This window comes from Trebonia kvetii, assembly GCF_007827045.1.
Lineage (GTDB): Bacteria > Actinomycetota > Actinomycetes > Streptosporangiales > Streptosporangiaceae > Trebonia > Trebonia kvetii.
In genome coordinates, this window is record NZ_RPFW01000007.1 from 570,167 (window position 1) to 586,150 (window position 15,984).

At 68.5% G+C, this 15,984-nt stretch carries 15 protein-coding genes; 10 read left to right on the forward strand and 5 right to left on the reverse strand.

The window, feature by feature from the left end; translation table 11 throughout:
* Positions 1-79: 79 nt before the first annotated feature.
* Together EAS64_RS34635 and dapA are read right to left on the reverse strand one after the other, a co-directional pair.
* Positions 80-1,768 carry a ribonuclease J gene (locus EAS64_RS34635; protein ID WP_145859910.1) on the reverse strand — a complete coding sequence of 563 codons (1,689 nt, stop codon included), beginning with the start codon at positions 1,766-1,768 and terminating at the stop codon, positions 80-82.
* On the reverse strand, positions 1,765-2,691 hold the full coding sequence (dapA, locus tag EAS64_RS34640; protein ID WP_145859912.1) for a 4-hydroxy-tetrahydrodipicolinate synthase: 927 nt from the start codon (positions 2,689-2,691) through the stop codon (positions 1,765-1,767). Before dapA ends, EAS64_RS34635 begins: the two co-directional genes overlap by 4 nt.
* Positions 2,692-2,900: 209 nt before the next feature.
* Between dapA and EAS64_RS34645 the strand changes: the two genes are divergently transcribed.
* From EAS64_RS34645 to EAS64_RS34655, 3 genes are all read left to right on the forward strand, one after another.
* Positions 2,901-4,013 (forward strand): NDMA-dependent alcohol dehydrogenase, encoded by a 1,113-nt coding sequence (locus EAS64_RS34645; RefSeq protein WP_145859914.1) that lies wholly within the window; start codon positions 2,901-2,903, stop codon positions 4,011-4,013.
* 98 nt (positions 4,014-4,111) lie between these two features.
* On the forward strand, positions 4,112-4,849 hold the full coding sequence (locus tag EAS64_RS34650; RefSeq protein WP_145859916.1) for a phosphotransferase: 738 nt from the start codon (positions 4,112-4,114) through the stop codon (positions 4,847-4,849).
* A 48-nt stretch (positions 4,850-4,897) separates the two neighbouring features.
* Positions 4,898-5,260, forward strand: a complete 363-nt coding sequence (locus EAS64_RS34655) for a VOC family protein (RefSeq protein ID WP_145859918.1) — start codon at positions 4,898-4,900, stop codon at positions 5,258-5,260.
* 57 nt (positions 5,261-5,317) lie between these two features.
* Here the strand turns inward: EAS64_RS34655 and EAS64_RS34660 are convergent, their stop codons facing one another.
* A complete protein-coding gene (locus tag EAS64_RS34660) occupies positions 5,318-6,127 on the reverse strand; it encodes an SGNH/GDSL hydrolase family protein (RefSeq protein WP_145859920.1) in 810 nt (269 codons plus the stop codon).
* A gap of 194 nt (positions 6,128-6,321) precedes the next feature.
* Between EAS64_RS34660 and EAS64_RS34665 the strand changes: the two genes are divergently transcribed.
* Complete coding sequence (locus EAS64_RS34665) at positions 6,322-6,852, forward strand: DinB family protein (protein ID WP_246115995.1); 531 nt, start codon at positions 6,322-6,324, stop codon at positions 6,850-6,852.
* 38 nt (positions 6,853-6,890) lie between these two features.
* Here EAS64_RS34665 and EAS64_RS34670 read toward each other — a convergent pair whose 3' ends face one another.
* Positions 6,891-7,439, reverse strand: a complete 549-nt coding sequence (locus tag EAS64_RS34670; protein WP_187366383.1) for an HNH endonuclease — start codon at positions 7,437-7,439, stop codon at positions 6,891-6,893.
* 163 nt (positions 7,440-7,602) lie between these two features.
* Between EAS64_RS34670 and EAS64_RS34675 the strand changes: the two genes are divergently transcribed.
* From EAS64_RS34675 to EAS64_RS34695, 5 genes are all read left to right on the forward strand, one after another.
* Positions 7,603-9,726, forward strand: a complete 2,124-nt coding sequence (locus EAS64_RS34675) for a prolyl oligopeptidase family serine peptidase (protein ID WP_145859924.1) — start codon at positions 7,603-7,605, stop codon at positions 9,724-9,726.
* A 162-nt stretch (positions 9,727-9,888) separates the two neighbouring features.
* Entirely contained in the window at positions 9,889-11,136 is a 1,248-nt protein-coding gene (locus tag EAS64_RS34680; protein ID WP_145859926.1) for a mechanosensitive ion channel family protein, read from the forward strand.
* Positions 11,137-11,228: 92 nt separating this feature from the next.
* Positions 11,229-11,690, forward strand: coding sequence for a globin (locus EAS64_RS34685; protein WP_246115996.1), 462 nt, complete (start codon positions 11,229-11,231; stop codon positions 11,688-11,690).
* 22 nt (positions 11,691-11,712) lie between these two features.
* Positions 11,713-12,759, forward strand: a complete 1,047-nt coding sequence (locus tag EAS64_RS34690) for a glycoside hydrolase family 76 protein (RefSeq protein ID WP_145859928.1) — start codon at positions 11,713-11,715, stop codon at positions 12,757-12,759.
* A 129-nt stretch (positions 12,760-12,888) separates the two neighbouring features.
* Positions 12,889-13,149, forward strand: coding sequence for a hypothetical protein (locus tag EAS64_RS34695; RefSeq protein WP_145859930.1), 261 nt, complete (start codon positions 12,889-12,891; stop codon positions 13,147-13,149).
* 104 nt (positions 13,150-13,253) lie between these two features.
* On the opposite strand, the gene ettA is transcribed toward EAS64_RS34695, so the two are convergent.
* A complete protein-coding gene (gene ettA, locus EAS64_RS34700; protein ID WP_145859932.1) occupies positions 13,254-14,918 on the reverse strand; it encodes an energy-dependent translational throttle protein EttA in 1,665 nt (554 codons plus the stop codon).
* A gap of 82 nt (positions 14,919-15,000) precedes the next feature.
* On the opposite strand from ettA, the gene EAS64_RS34705 reads away from it, so the two are divergent.
* A partial coding sequence (locus EAS64_RS34705; protein WP_145859934.1) for a site-specific integrase occupies positions 15,001-15,984 on the forward strand: 984 nt, incomplete at its 3' end.

Here is a 15,984-nt window from a genome sequence, read left to right on the forward strand (position 1 = left end):
GCGTCGACACTCAGGCCAAGTGCGCCGCGTGGCGGCGCTCAGGCCTGAGCGGTACTTAGAGCTCGGCGTAGGCCTCGGCTTAGACCTCGACGACCACCGGGATGATCATCGGGCGGCGACGGTAGTTGTCGCTCACCCACTTGCCGATCACCCGTCGCGTCAGCTGGCGCAGCGCGTGCGTGTCGGTGACGCCATCGTTCGCCGCGCGCTCGAGTGCGTCGATCAGCTTGGGCAGCACGTCGGTGGAGAACGCCGCGTTGTCGATGCCCGATCCCCTGGTGTGGATCTCCGGGCCGCCGACGATCTTGCCGCTCGACGAATCGAGGACCATGATCACCGAGATGAAGCCCTCGTCGCCGAGGATGCGCCGGTCCTTGAGCTGAGACTCGGTCACCTCGCCGACGGTCAGGCCGTCCACGTAGACGTAGCCGCAGTCCACCGCGCCGGAGATGCCGACCTTGCCGTCGACGAGGTCCACGACGACTCCGTCCTCGGCGATGACGATCCGGTCGTCTGGCACCCCGGTCAGGCTGGCGAGCCTGGCATGCGCCCGCAGGTGCCGCCACTCGCCGTGCACCGGCATGAAGTTGCGCGGCTTGACCAGGTTGAGCACGTAGAGCAGCTCGCCGGCCGGCGAGTGGCCGCTCACGTGCACCAGGGAAGACTCCTTGTGCACCACGCGGGCGCCGAGCCTGGTCAGCCCGTTGATCACCCGGTAAACGGCGGTCTCGTTGCCTGGGATCAGGCTGGAGGCGAGGATCACCGTGTCGCCGGCCGCGATGCGGATCGGGTGGTCCCTGCCCGCCATCCGGGACAGCGCGGACATCGGCTCGCCCTGCGACCCGGTGGAGATCAGCACCACCTCGCCGGGCGGCATCTCCTCCGCGTCGCGCAGGTCGATCAGCATGCCGCCAGGAACCCGCAGGTAGCCAAGGTCGCGGGCGACGCCCATGTTGCGGACCATGGAGCGGCCGACGAAGGCGACCTTGCGGCGGTGCTTGGCCGCGGTGTCGAGCACCTGCTGCACCCGGTGCACGTGCGAGGCGAAGCAGGCCACGATGATCCGTTGCGCCGCGTTGGCGAACACCTCGTCGAGCACCGGCGCGATGTCCCGCTCGGAGCGGACGATCCCCGGCACCTCGGCGTTGGTCGAGTCCGACAGCAGCAGGTCGACGCCCTCGCCGCCCAGCCGCGCGAACCCGGCCAGGTCGGTCAGCCGCCCGTCGAGCGGCAGCTGGTCCATCTTGAAGTCGCCGGTGTGCAATACCACGCCGGCCGGGGTCTTGATCGCCACGGCGAGCGCGTCGGGAATCGAGTGGTTCACCGCGAAGAACTCAAGATCGAAGGGCCCGAACGAGTGCGTCGTTCCCTCCTTCACCTCGGATACTTCCGGGGTGAGGCGGTGCTCGGTGAGCTTGGACTTCACCAGGGCAAGCGTCAGCCGCGACCCGACGAGCGGTATGTTGGCGCGTTCGCGCAGCAGGTAGGGCACCGCGCCGATGTGGTCCTCGTGCGCGTGCGTGAGGACCAGCGCCTCCACGTCGCCGAGCCGGTCCTCGAGGTAACGGAAGTCCGGCAGGATCAGGTCGACGCCCGGCTGGTCCGGCTCGGGGAACAGCACGCCGCAGTCGACGATGAGGAGCCGGCCCTGGTACTCGAAGACGGTCATGTTCCGGCCGATCTCACCGAGTCCGCCGAGCGCGATGACGCGCAGGCCGTTGCTCGGGAGTGCCGGGGGAGGTGGCAGTTCCGGGTGCGGGTGGCTCACCGGGCAGCCCCGTCGCCGACATTCTCCTGAAGTTTGACCCCGCCGGCGATGAGATCCTCCCGGAGTTTGTGCCGTTCTTCCGCGCTGGCGGCGAGCAGCGGTCCGCGCACACCGCCGCCCGGCAGGCCGAGCATCTCGAGCGCCGCCTTGGTCAGCACGGCCGCCTGGTTGCGGAACAGCCCGACGTTGACGGGCAGCATGGACAGGTGCAGCTTCGTGGCCACCGCGGTACGGCCCGCGGTGAACGCGTCGAGCATCTCGTGGATGCGGTCGCCGACCACATGGCCGGTGACGCTGATCGCGCCGAGCGCGCCGACCGACCACAGCGGAAGGTTCACCGCGTCGTCGCCCGAGTAATAGGCCAGATCGGTGCGGGACAGCACCTGCGAGGTCGCGGCCAGGTCGCCCTTGGCGTCCTTGACACCGACGATCCGCGGGTGCGCCGCGACCTTGACCAGCGTGTCGGTGCTTACCGCGACGGCTGATCTGCCTGGAATGTCGTAGATCAGCATCGGCAGGCCGGTGCTGTCGGCGACGGCCGTGAAGTGGGCGGCCAGGGCGTCCTGCGCTGGCTTGTTGTAATAAGGCGTGACGACGAGCAGTCCGTCCGCTCCTGCCGACTCGGCTTGCCTGGCGAGTTCAATGGTGTGGGCGGTGATGTTCGTGCCGACCCCGGCCACGATGCTCACGTCCGGGCCGACGGCCTCGCGGACCACCTCGATCAGGCGCTTTTTCTCCTCGTCGGTCGTCGTCGGCGCCTCACCGGTGGTGCCGTTGACGACAAGACCCTCGTTGCGCATGTCGGTCACGAGGTAGGCGGCCAGGGTGGCCGCGCCGTCGTAGTCGACCGCGCCGTCGTGGGTCATCGGAGTGATCATGGCCGTCATCAGCCGGCCGAAGGGCGCAGCAGTGGTGGTGGTCATGTCTGAACGTTACCCCTCCCCGCAGGAAGTTAGGTATCGGCCACCGCCTCTACGTCTCGCGTTTGTCGTCGCGTTCGCCGTCGCATTCGCCGTCGCGTTTGTCGTCGGCGCGCGCGTTTCGCGGGCGTCTCGCCGACGGGCCTGGTAAGCCCGCTGGATCGGGGGGAGAATCGACAGCACAGCAAGGCGAACGAGGAGGTTAGCCAGCGATGAAGGTCAAGGCCGCTGTACTGCACGACGTGAAGGCACCGTTCGAGATCACCGAACTCGACCTCGACGGCCCGGGCCCGGGCGAGGTGCTCATCCGCTACGTCGCTGCCGGGCTATGCCACTCCGACCTCCACCTGACCGACGGGGACCTGGTGCCCCGGTTCCCGATCGTCGGCGGTCACGAGGGCGCCGGGATCATCGAGGAGGTCGGACCCGGCGTGACGAAGGTGGCGCCTGGCGATCATGTCGTGTGCTCGTTCATCCCCAACTGCGGCGCCTGCCGCTACTGCGCCACCGGGCACCAGAGCCTATGCGACATGGGCGCCACCATCCTGTACGGGTCGTTCCCCGACGGGAGCTTCCGCTTCCACTCCGGCGACACCGACTACGGGCAGATGTGCATGCTCGGCACGTTCGCCGAATACTCCACCATCTCGCAGCACTCGGTGGTCAAGGTCGACGATTCGCTCCCGCTGGAGACCGCAGTGCTTGTCGGCTGCGGCGTGCCGACCGGGTGGGGCACCGCGGTGTACGCGGGCGACGTCCGGGCCGGCGACACCGTCGTGATCTACGGCATCGGCGGCATCGGCATCAACGCCGTCCAGGGCGCGATGCACGCCGGGGCCAAGAACGTGGTCGTCGTGGACCCGCTTGAGTTCAAGCGGGAGACCGCGCTGCGGTTCGGCGCCACGCACGCGTTCGAGTCAGCCACGGCGGCGCAGGCCGCCGTCGTGGAGATGACCAGGGGCCAGGGCGCGGACAAGGCACTGGTGACCGTGGGCGTGGTGGACGAGGACGTCGTCTCCGCCGCCTTCGATGTGGTCGGCAAGGGCGGCGTCGTGGTGGTCACCGGCCTGGCCAACCCGGCCAAGCTGACCGTCCACGTGTCGGGCGCGGTGCTGACGCTGTTCGAGAAGACGATCAAGGGCAGCCTGTTCGGCTCGGGCAACCCGCAGCGCGACATCCTGAAGATGCTCGACCTGTATCAGGCCGGCCAGCTCAAGCTCGACGAACTGGTGACCTCGCGGTACACCCTGTCTCAGGTCAACCAGGGGTACGCCGACCTGGTGGCGGGCAAGAACATCCGCGGCGTGCTCATCCACGGTCAGTAACACGCGCGGTTTCACGGTTGGCGCGCGGCTGGCGCGCGGGCTCGTGCTCGCGCGCTAACCGGTAGCCCGGCGCTCCGTGCCGTGCCAGACTCGGCAGCATGACCGCCGCGGTGCCGGGCACGCTTATCGGAGCCGGCAGGAACGCCGACGTTTATGACCTCGGAGACGGCCGGGTGCTGCGCCGGTACCGGGACGCCCGCGATGCGGAACGAGTCGGCGCGGAGGCGCTGATCATGACGCGGGCACGCGCGTCTGGCGTGCCCGTGCCCGAGGTGTTCGACGTGTCGGGCGCCGACATCGTGATGGAGCGTGCCGCCGGGCCCACGATGCTCGACACCCTTGGGCGCCGGCCGTGGACGGTGAACGCGCAGGCAAGGCTGCTCGCGCGGCTGCATGAACTGGTCCACGCGGTGCCGCTGTCCGGCCTTCCCGAACTCGCGACGCTGCCCGGCTGGACCGGGCCGGCCGACGGCGACGCGCTGCTCCACCGTGACCTGCACCCGCAAAACGTGATCCACACCGAACGCGGTCCGATGATCATCGACTGGGAGGGGGCGGCGCGCGGTCCCGCCATCGCCGATGTCGCGCTGACCTGGGTCATCGTCGGCTTCTCGGAGGTTCCGCTGCCGCCCGTCCGCGCCGCGATGGCACGCACGCTGCAGTCGGCGTTCGCCCGGTCATTCGTCCGCGCCGCCGGGCCGCTCAACGAGACCTGGCGGACGACAGCGATCCGGATGCGGCTCACCGACCCGAACCTGCTGCCAAGCGAGGCGGCACGGCTGCGGAAGCTGGCCGCCGCCGCCTCGCAGCCGGACGGCGACGCCAGCCACGCCTAGTGTGATCCCGGACGTAGAACGTCAGGGACCGGGCATAGCGTGCCTGGCATGGCTATCGCACGCTACCCAAGCTTCGTCATCGACTGTCCCGACCCAGCGGCGCTCGCAGCCTTCTACGGCGCGCTCCTTGACTGGAAGGTCGAGGAGTCCTCGCCTGATTGGGGCCAGATCCGCGCGGACAACGGCAACTGCATCTCGTTCCAGGCGGTGAAGGAGGGATACACGCCGCCCGTCTGGCCCGACCAGCAGGTGCCGCAGCAGATGCACCTCGACGTGATCGTCGACAACCTCGACGCCGCCGAGGCGGCGGTGCTCGAGCTCGGCGCCGTCAAGCACGAGTACCAGCCAGGCACGACCTTCCGGGTGTTTCTCGACCCGGCGGGGCACCCGTTCTGCCTGTGCGTGAACTAGCACTGCGTGAACTGGCACGGGCCGCCGATCATCACGGGCCACCGCGTATCGCCGGCCTTACAGGCCGGCCTTGCTTGCCGCGGCGCTGAACACCGGAAGGTAGCCGTCCTGGTGGCCGGACGCGGTCGGGTGGTAGGAGTTGCCGATCGGCCAGGTGACCGAGTGCAGCCAGGCGCCCCAGTCGCACAGTTCGTGGCCGGAGAAGGCGGAGCGGACGTCGGCGAACGCATCGCCGTTCGCCAGCGCCGCTTTCTTGATCACGCCGTCCAGGATGTCGACGCCAGTGTCGAGTGCCTGGTGGTCGGCGCTGGACAGGCCGATGCAGAACCAGGCGCCGAGGTCGTAGAAGTCCGGATAGTCGAGGACGACGACCTTCGCGTTGGGCGCCTGTGCGCGAATGCCGGCCAGTACGGTGTTGAGCTGGCCGGGGAGCGTGGTGCTCGCGATTTTCTCGGCCGCGGCGACGGCGCTTTCACAGGCGCTTGTCGAGTCGCGTACGCAGGATTGCATGATCGAGGAAAAGCCGACGTCGTTGCCGCCGATGGTTATGCTCACCAGCGTTGTCGATGCGCTGAGTGACGACAGCTGATTATTGATGACATCGGCGGCCCGTGCGCCCGAGCACGCGGCGAATTTGAACGACGCGACGGGATTTGCCGCGGCCCACAGCTCCGGATAGGCGTGCGGACTCTGAGCGCAGGATCCGGTTGCACCGCCCGCGCCGACCCCCGATGAATAGGAGTCGCCGAGGGCGACGTAATTGACGGCCGCGGCGGCTTGTGCTGGTATTCCCGCGCCGATGAGGGCGGCGGTGAGCCCCGCGGCGAGCGCGGGCACGCCAACGGCGAGCATGCGTGATGGACGCACTGACTACTCCAAGTGTCCGACCGATTACAGCATGCGCGCGCATTGATGTGTTTATATCACCGGCATCAATATCCAGGAAGAGGCTTTCTTAACGCATTTCCTTTCCGGATCAATGTGGCCCATGGCGCCGCGCGGCGGGGTCTCTGTGTCATGCGCCGTCGATGGGTTACCTGCCGCCGTTTAGGGTTGAGGGCGTGACGATCGTTCCTGATGAGAAGGACTGGACATGGGTGCTGCGGCGTCCGTGCCCGGAGTGCGGGCTTGACACGACCACCGTCGCCCGCGAGGACATCCCGGCGATGATCCTGGCCAACGCGGAGGCCTGGCACGCACCGCTTGCCGCGCCGGACGCGGTGCGGCGGCCGGAGCCCGGCAAGTGGTCCGCGCTCGAATACGGCTGCCACGTGCGCGACGTGCTGCGGCTGTACGACTACCGGCTCGTGCTGATGCTGACCGAGGACGACCCGCTCTACCCGAACTGGAATCAGGATGACACCGCGGTCGCGGACCGCTACGACACTCAGGACCCGGCCATGGTGTCCGGCGAACTCGACTCAGCGGCGCGGGCCATCGCGGCCCGCTTCCGCACCGTCACCGGCCCCCTCTGGGAGCGCCCTGGCCGCCGCAGCGACGGCGCGGCGTTCACGATCGAAACGTTCGCCCGCTACTTCATCCACGACCCCGTGCACCACCTGTACGACGTCACCGGCCAGCGCCACGCCTGACCGGCATTCCCGGCTCAGACAGGCCGCCGCGCGCCTGGTTACCTCACCGGCGCGCGGTGGCGTGTCCGCCAAGCGAATAAGGCCGCCGACGTACGCAGGTAGGCCTCCCACTGGGGGTCACCGTCAAATTCAGCACCGATGAGGCGCCAGTGCGCTCCTTTCGGGACACCGGGCGCAACGGGAAGGGTCCAGCCGAGTTCTGATAGCAGGCGGTCGGCCTTGCGGTGATTGCACATCTGGCAAGCGGCGACGCAGTTCTCCCAGGCGTGCGTGCCGCCACGGCTGCGCGGGATCACGTGGTCAATCGTCTCGCCGTGCCGGCCGCAGTAGGCGCAGCGGTAGTTATCTCGACGCATCAGCGCCGCCCTGGTCAGCGGGACCCGGTTGCGCTGCGGGATGCGTATGTACCTGCGAAGCCTGATGACGGACGGGGTGACCACTTGCACCGTGGCGGCGTGCAGCATGCGCCCGCCGGAGTCGTGATGAACGATCTCTGCCTTCTCGCCGAGGACAAGGCAGACGGCCCGCCGGAGACCGACGGTGGTAAGTGGCTCGTAGGTAACGTTAAGCAGCAGCACGCGTCGCACTGGCACCTCCGCAGGTACCGTCGTGAGGCGCCGCTCACACCGCCGGGCCTGGCTGGTCCCGGCGTGACCTAAGCCACGTGCCTCCGTTACTAGGTCTAGAGTACAAGGCGATTCGTGGATTCTTGGTTAATGGATGGTAACGAGCAGCGGTTAAGGTGCGGTTATGGCTTCAGTGCGCGTCCAGGACCCGGCGGCTGGCTACCCGGAGGCAACCCGGCTCGATCTTGTCGAAGACCTGTTCGGTCATCAGGTCGCTGATCCGTACCGCTGGCTGGAGGACACGGAAAGCCCGCAGTCACAGCGCTGGCTCGGCGCCGAAGGGGAACTGTGGGCGGCGAGCCGCGACGGACTGCCGCGCACGGCGGAGTTCACCGCGCGGGTGCGCGAGCTGCTGCGCGTCGGCGCGGTCGGCCTGCCGGCGTGGCGCGGCGGCACGCGGTTCTACACCAGGCGCGACCCGGACCAGGAACACGCCGTGCTCTATGTCCACGACGGCACTGCACCGGACGACACGGGGCGGGTGCTCGTCGACCCGTCGGTTATCGACGCCACCGGGCGGACCACGCTTGACGCCTGGTCGCCGGACAAGGAGGGCCGCCTACTGGCCTACCAGCTCTCCCACGGAGGGGACGAGGAGGCGCTGCTGCGGGTGATGGACGTCGCGACCGGGGAGGTGGTGGACGGTCCCATCGACCGGTGCCGCTACTCCGGCGTGGCCTGGCTGCCAGGCGGCAAGGCGTTCTATTACACGCGGCGGCTCGCACCAGAGGCGGTGCCCGAGGGTGAGACGCAGTACCACCGGCGAGTGTACCTGCACGTGGTCGGCACGCCGCCGGAGGCGGACACGCTGATCTTCGGCGAGGGCAGGGACAAGAAGACCTACTTCGGCGTCAGCGTCAGCAGGGACGGCAGCTGGCTGCTCGTGTCCGCCTCGGTCGGCACCGCGCCCCGCGAAGACATCTGGATCGCCAGCCTGACCGCGAGCGACCCGGCGGCGCCGGTACTCATCCCGCTGATGACCGGGCTCGACGCGATGGCCACGCCGCGCGTCGGCAGGGACGGCAAGCTGTACGTGCTCACCGACCTCGCCGCGCCGCGCGGCAGGATCTGTGTCGCCGACCCGTTCACGCCGGGACCGGAAAGCTGGGTCGACCTGGTCCCCGAGGACCCGTCGGCGGTGCTGCGCAGCTTCGCGATTCTCGATGAGGGCCTGGACCGCCCGGTGCTCGTGGTGTCGCGGACCAGGCATGCGGTCAGCGAGGTCACGGTGCACGACCTGGCCACCGGGGAGCAGGTGTCCGCGCTCGCCCTGCCGGGTATCGGCACCGTCGGCGGCGTCGCGGAACGACCCGAGGGCGGGCACGAGGCGTGGTTCGGCTACACCGACTACACCACGCCCCCGGTGATACTCCGCTACGACGCGGCGACCGGCGCGGTGGACACCTGGGCGGCATCGCCCGGGGCTGCCGACAATCCGCCGGCGGTTACCGCGTCGCAGGTCACGTACTACTCCGCGGACGGCACGCCGGTCCGGATGGTGATCATCGAGCCGGCCGGTGTAACAGGGAACCGTTCGGGAGAAAGGTCGTGCATCCTGTACGGCTACGGCGGCTTCGACATCAGCCAGACGCCCGGATACTCGGCGAGCATCCTCGCCTGGGTTGAGGCGGGCGGTGTGTACGCGGTCGCCGGGCTGCGCGGCGGCAGCGAGGAGGGCGAGGAGTGGCATCGCGCCGGGATGCTCGACCGCAAGCAGAACGTGTTCGACGACTTCCACGCCGCGGCCGAGTACCTGATCGAGACCGGGGTCACCACGCCGGAGCGGCTCGCGGTGTGGGGCGGATCCAACGGCGGGCTGCTCGTCGGCGCGGCCGTCACCCAGCGGCCCGACCTGTTCACCGCCGCTGTGTGCTCGGCGCCGCTGCTCGACATGGTGCGCTACGAGCGGTTCAAGATCGGCGAGACCTGGAACGTCGAGTACGGCTCCGCGGCCAAGCCGGAGGAGCTTGCCTGGCTGCTCGGCTACTCGCCCTACCACCGGGTGCGGGACGGCGTCGCTTACCCGGCGGTGCTGTTCACCGTCTTCACCAACGACTCGCGCGTCGACCCGATGCACGCGTACAAGATGTGTGCGGCGCTGCAGCACGCGACCTCGTCCGGCCGTCCGGTGCTCCTGCGCGCCGAGGGCCAGGTGGGCCACTCGCAGCGCGCGGTGTCGCTGTCCGCGGCGCTGTCCGGCGACTGCCTGGCGTTCGTCGCGCGGGAGACGGGGCTGCCGCCGACCTGACGAGAGGCCTGGCCCGCGGTTTTCTGCTCAGCGATCCGCTCGCGTCGCGGGTGATCCTGGTCATGCCTCGCGGCGTAGCGCTCACCCCGGCGCGGGCAGCCGCCTATCCTCTCGGGGAGACGAAGGGTCGGATTCCGCTCGCAGGATCACAGGAGGTTCGTCGTGTTGGGGCAAGTCCAGGTGTCGATCTTCGGTGCGGACAACGTGCCGGACACGCTGGTTGGCAGTTGCGGCAGCAACCCGGGACTGGCCTGCCGGCTGGTCTGGAACATCACGCACGACGGACAGGCCGCCGCGGTCACCAACAGCTTCCTGGCCGGCCCGGTGCACCTGCTGCTTAAAGTGCTGTTCGTGGTGCTGCTCGCGTTCCTCATCCAGTTCATCGTGCACCGGGTGATCAACCGGCTGACGGAGCGGGCCACATCGTCGCTGCTGTCGCAATGGCGCGGCAGCATGGCGAACTCGCGGTTCGTGCCGAGCAGGCCGGGAAACGGACGGAACGGCTCCGCAGGCCGCGCGCGGCGGCGGCGCAGCGCCTCCGACGACTCGATGGCGGCCGACGCCGCGGCCGCGCAGGCCGCGGTGGCGGACTCGTCGTCCGCCGCGCAGCTCTCCGACGCACCGGCGCTCGCCGGAGCCGACGCAGCCGGCGGCGCCAGCCAGGGCGAGATCAACGGCGCGGCCGCCCAGGCGGAGGCGGCCATCGTCGACGAACGCCGCAAGCAGCGGGTGCGGGCGCTCGGCGCGATCTTGCGCAGCATCGCGTCGATCACGATCTTCTCCATCGCCGGCTTCGTAATACTCGGCGACCTCGGCATCAATCTCGCGCCGCTGCTGGCCAGCGCGGGCGTGGTCGGCGTCGCGATCGGCTTCGGCGCGCAGAGCCTGGTGCGCGACTACCTGTCCGGGATCTTCATGCTCGTCGAGGACCAGTACGGGGTGGGCGACGTGATCACGGTCGGGAACGCGACGGGAACGGTGGAGACCGTCACGCTGCGGGTCACCCGCATGCGGGACGTCAACGGAATCGTGTGGCACATCCGCAACGGCACCATCGACACGGTCGGCAACGAGTCACAGGGGTGGGCCCGGGCGGTGATTGACTTCCCGGTACCCTTCGCGGCCGACCTGGCGACGATCAGGCACCTGCTCGCGCGGACCGGCGACGAGATGTGGAACGAGCCCATCTGGCGCGCGGTCATGCTCGAGGCCCCCGAGGTGTGGGGCGCGCAGGCGCTCTCCAGCACCGAGGTCACCATGCGGATGGTGGTGAAGACGGCACCGCTGCGCCAGTGGGAGGTCGAGCGGGAGATGCGCGCCCGGGTGAAGCGAGCGCTGAAGGAAGCAGGCATCGTGCCGCCGCCGGCCGAGAAGCCCACCATGGCGGTGACCCTGATCAGGGACGAGTGAGCAGGGGCGGCCGTCCTGAGGTCAGTCCCGGCCGCCGCCACGGAAGAACCGCCGCAGACCTGAGGTGCTCGTGCGACTAGGCTGGCAGCGTCATGAGCGAGGACGGTATGAGCAACGACAGGGGACGCCCGGTCAGCCTCTACGAGGCGGTCGGCGGCGAAGAGACGTTCACCAGGCTGGTGCGCCGGTTCTACCAGGAGGTCGCGGACGATCCCGTGCTGCTTGCCGTCTACCCGGCGAAGGACCTGGGACCCGCCGAGGAGCACCTGCGGCTCTTCCTCATCCAGTACTGGGGCGGGCCCGCGACCTACAACGAGCTGCGCGGGCACCCGCGGCTGCGCATGCGGCACGTGCGGTTCCACATCGGCGAGACCGAGCGCGACCGGTGGCTCAAGCACATGCGGACGGCACTCGACGAACTTGACCTGGATCCGGCGCTTGACGCGCAGCTCTGGGACTACCTGGTGATGGCCGCCCACTCGCTTGTCAACGTGGCGCCGCAGGACGCGCCTGGCCCGGCGGGCCGGGGCGACCTGGGCATCACTCCGGCCTGAGGGCCGCCGCCGGGTGCCGGTCATGGACCAGACGTGGCCGCAGCGTGCGGAACGGCTCCAGGAGAGCCTGAGCCGCTACTTCGGCCCGCGTCTGCGGCTGCCGTGGGCCAGGCCGCTGCGCAACTGGCATCCGGCCGCCGTGACGGACTTCAAGTCCCTGAACTACTGGTGGCTGGCGCACGCCATCGAGGCCCGCCTTGACGCCTGCGAGCGCGACGGCTCGCGGCGCCGGCTCGAGCAGGCGGAGCGGATCTTCCGGTACGTGGTGTGGCGCAACGGACGCTCGCTGTTCAACGACTACTTCGACGACATGGGCTGGATGGGCATCGCCGCCCTCCGGCTCGCCGATCTCACCGGGTCCGACCGGTACCGGCAGGCGGCGGCCGCGCTGTGGCATCACCTGCGCGACCATGGCTGGAATGACGCGGCGGGCGGCGGCATCGCCTGGCGCAAGCAGCAGCTCCATTACAAGAACACGCCGTCCAACGGCACCTTCGTCATCCTCGGCACCCGTCTCTACCGGCGCACCGGCCAGGCGGAGTACCTGGACTGGTCGGCGCGAGCCTTCGACTGGCTGGACGCGACGCTGCGCCGCCCTGACGGGTTCATCGAGGACGGCATCAACCGCAAGGACGACGGCCAGATCGATGACTGGAAGTTCAGCTACAACCAGGGGCTGTACATCGGTGCGTGCGCCGAGCTCGCGGCCGTCGGGCGCACCGAGCTGACCGCGCGCGCCTTCGCCACCGAGCGAGCCGCCTTCACCGAGCTTGCCGTCGACGGCGTGCCCGACGACCGCGGCGACGGCGGCGACGTACCGCTTTTCAAGGGCGTCTGGTACCGCTATGCGGCGCGGCTCGCCCTGTCGGCTGGCGCGGGCACCGACGACTCCGAACGGGTGCGGGCTCATCTCTTCGCCGGCTGCGACACTCTATGGGCGCGGGCGCTGCACGAGGATGACCTACTCGCCGGGCCGGACTGGCACAAGCAGGCGACCGGGCGGGTACCGCTGTCCGCTCAGCTCGCCGCCGTCATCGCGACGGAAGCGTGCGCGCGGCTGACCTCGTAGCGACGGGCGCGGACGCTCGACCCGCGGTGGCGGCGCCGCAGATGGCCGAATCGCGACACAAGGTGGCGGCTTGCGCCCTAGGGAGCGATGGCCTGGTCAATTAGCCTCGTGCTGTGAATAAGAGCCACGGTGAGCTGCTCGGGACGGCCGAGTGGGCCGCGTTCCTGCACGAGGAAGTCCTGCCCGTCGTCACGCACGGCGTCGACCTCGGCGACACCATGCTGGAGCGACCGGCTGCACCAGTTCCACGAGGGCGATGTCTACAACCCGGTGGAACCCGCCGCGTTCCTCACCCGGCTGCAAACGATCGGGTTCACCGACATCATGTTCGTGGTCGGGCACACGCTGCTGTTCCGCGCACGGAAGGCCGCGGCGGATGCGGGGGCGTGAAACACTCGACCGTTCGGTGTGCTGCCGATGGGCTGCCGCTCACTGAGCGGCAGCCCATCGGATACGCCGGCCGGCTGTGCTCTCGGCCGCCTGCGGTGCGGACCTTAGCCGCGGGTGAGCTTGCGGTAGGTGACGCGGTGCGGGCGGGCCGCCTCGGCGCCGAGGCGCTCGATCTTGTTCTTCTCGTAGGCCTCGAAGTTGCCCTCGTACCAGAACCAGTTCGCGCCGCCCTCCCAGGCGAGGATGTGCGTCGCGATCCGGTCGAGGAACCAGCGGTCGTGGGAGGTGATGACCGCGCAGCCGGGGAACTCGAGCAGCGCGTTCTCCAGGCTGCCGAGGGTCTCCACGTCCAGGTCGTTGGTCGGCTCGTCGAGCAGCAGCAGGTTGCCGCCCTGCTTGAGGGTGAGCGCGAGGTTCATCCGGTTGCGCTCACCGCCGGACATCACGCCGGCCGGCTTCTGCTGGTCCGAGCCCTTGAAGCCGAACGCCGCAACGTAGGCACGGCTGGGGAACTCCACGTTGCCGACGTGGATGAACGTCTCGCCGTCGGAGATCGCCTCCCAGACGTTCTTCTTCGGGTCGATGCGGGCGCGGTTCTGGTCGGAGTAGGAGATCTTCACCGTGTCGCCGACGCGGATGCTGCCGCTGTCCGGCTTCTCCTCGCCGACGATCATCTTGAACAGCGTGGTCTTGCCGACGCCGTTCGGGCCGATGACGCCGACGATGCCGTTGCGCGGCAGGGTGAAGCTCAGGTCGTCGTAGAGCACGCGGTCGTCGAAGCCCTTGACCAGGTGCTCGACCTCGACCACCGTGTTGCCGAGCCGCGGGCCCGGCGGGATCTGGATCTCCTCGAAGTCGAGCTTCTTGTTCTTGTCCGCCTCGGCGGCCATCTCCTCGTACCGCTCGAGCCGCGCACGCGACTTGGTCTGGCGGGCCCGGGCACTTGACCTGACCCACTGCAGTTCATCGTCGAGGCGTTTGCGCATCTTGGCGTCCTTGGCGCCCTCGACCTTGAGGCGGGTGGCCTTCGTCTCCAGGTAAGTGGAGTAGTTGCCCTCGTAAGGGTAGGCGTGGCCGCGGTCGAGCTCGAGGATCCACTGGGCGACGTTCTCCATGAAGTACCGGTCGTGAGTGACCGCGACCACCGTGCCGGCGTACTTCTCCAGGTGCTGCTCAAGCCACAGGACGCTCTCCGCGTCGAGGTGGTTGGTGGGCTCGTCGAGCAGCAGCAGGTCGGGCTGCTGCAGCAGCAGCTTGCAGAGGGCGACGCGCCTGCGCTCCCCTCCGGAGAGAGTCTTCACGTCGGCGTCGGGCGGCGGGCAGCGCAGCGCGTCCATCGCCTGCTCGAGCTGGCTGTCCAGGTCCCAGGCGTCCTTGTGCTCGATCTGCTCCTGGAGCTTGCTCATCTGCTCCATCAGCTCGTCGGTGTAGTCTTCTCCCAGCTTCTCGGCGATCTCGTTGTACTCGTCGAGCAGCCTCTTCGTCTCGGCGACGCCCTCCTCGACGTTGCCGAGAACCGTCTTGTCCTCGTTGAGCTTCGGTTCCTGGGCAAGGATGCCGACGGTGAACCCGGGCATCAGGCGGGCCTCGCCGTTGGAGGCCTGCTCCAATCCCGCCATGATCTTCAGCAGGGTGGACTTGCCGGTGCCGTTCGGGCCCACGACGCCGATCTTCGCCCCGGGGAGAAAGCTCAGCGTGACATTGTCGAGTACGACCTTGTCACCGTGCGCCTTGCGGACGCCGCGCAGGCTGTAAATGAACTCAGGCATGTGATCTAACCTATCTATTGTCGCAGGTATTGGACCTGTGACCCTCGTCTAAGTCAGGGAAAAGTCAGAGAAGGCGAGCAGCATGGCACTTGCGGTTAACCGAGCAGGTGTGATCCTCAAGAAGTGCGACATGTCGAACCACCGTCCGGGGTCGGTCAGGAAGTGCGCTACTGGCACCTGCCAGCATACGTGCCCGCCAAGCACCATCGAGAAGTGTCCGCACGCCTGGACTCTGCGCTACTGGGTGAACGACAGACAGGCTGAGAAGTCGTTCAAGGACACCCGGAACAGGACGACCGGCCGGGTGAGCTCCGGCAGCGGTAAGAAGCTCGCCGAAGACTTCCAACTCAAGCTCGCCCTCGACAAGCGGGCGGGAGACATCACCTTTGCCGACCATGGGCGCAGCGGCAAGCAGAACTTCGGGGAAGCGGCGGAGGCGTACATCGCGCGTCTGCCGATCACTAACAACAGCAGATCGGCCTACCGCAGCGTCTACCAGAAGCACGTTAGGCCCGTCTTTGGCAAGATGACGCTGGCCCAGGTGGCCAACGCCCGCGATGCGGTGCAAGACCTCCTCGCGGTCACCATGAAGCACCTGAGCAACACGCCACGACAGCACGCGCGGCACGTCATCGTTGGCACATGTGACGAGGCGGTGAAGTCCGGCAAGCTCACCAGGCACCGCCTCGAAGGAATCGAACTTGCCGACTACGGCAGGTACTCGAGGAAGAGCTTCGTCTTCCCTAGGTACGAGCAGGTCAAGTTCGTCGCCGATGGTGGCGTCAACCCCGGCACCAAGCGCGTCGTGGATGGCGCTGGGCTTTGCGTCTGGCTGATGCGAGGTTGCGGTCTGCGTATCGAAGAGGCCCTCGCGGTGTGCAAGGAGGACTTCATTGAGGACGGCAGCGTCCTGCGAGTGGCCTGGCAGGCGTCGCAGGATGTCATCTGCCATGAGCATGGGACCACCTGCCGAGGGTTATTGCCACGGGGATGGGACCACCCCGGTTGCCAGTTGATGGACCACCCCTGCCAGGATCGCCCGGTTTGCACCGTTCTGCGAGAGATG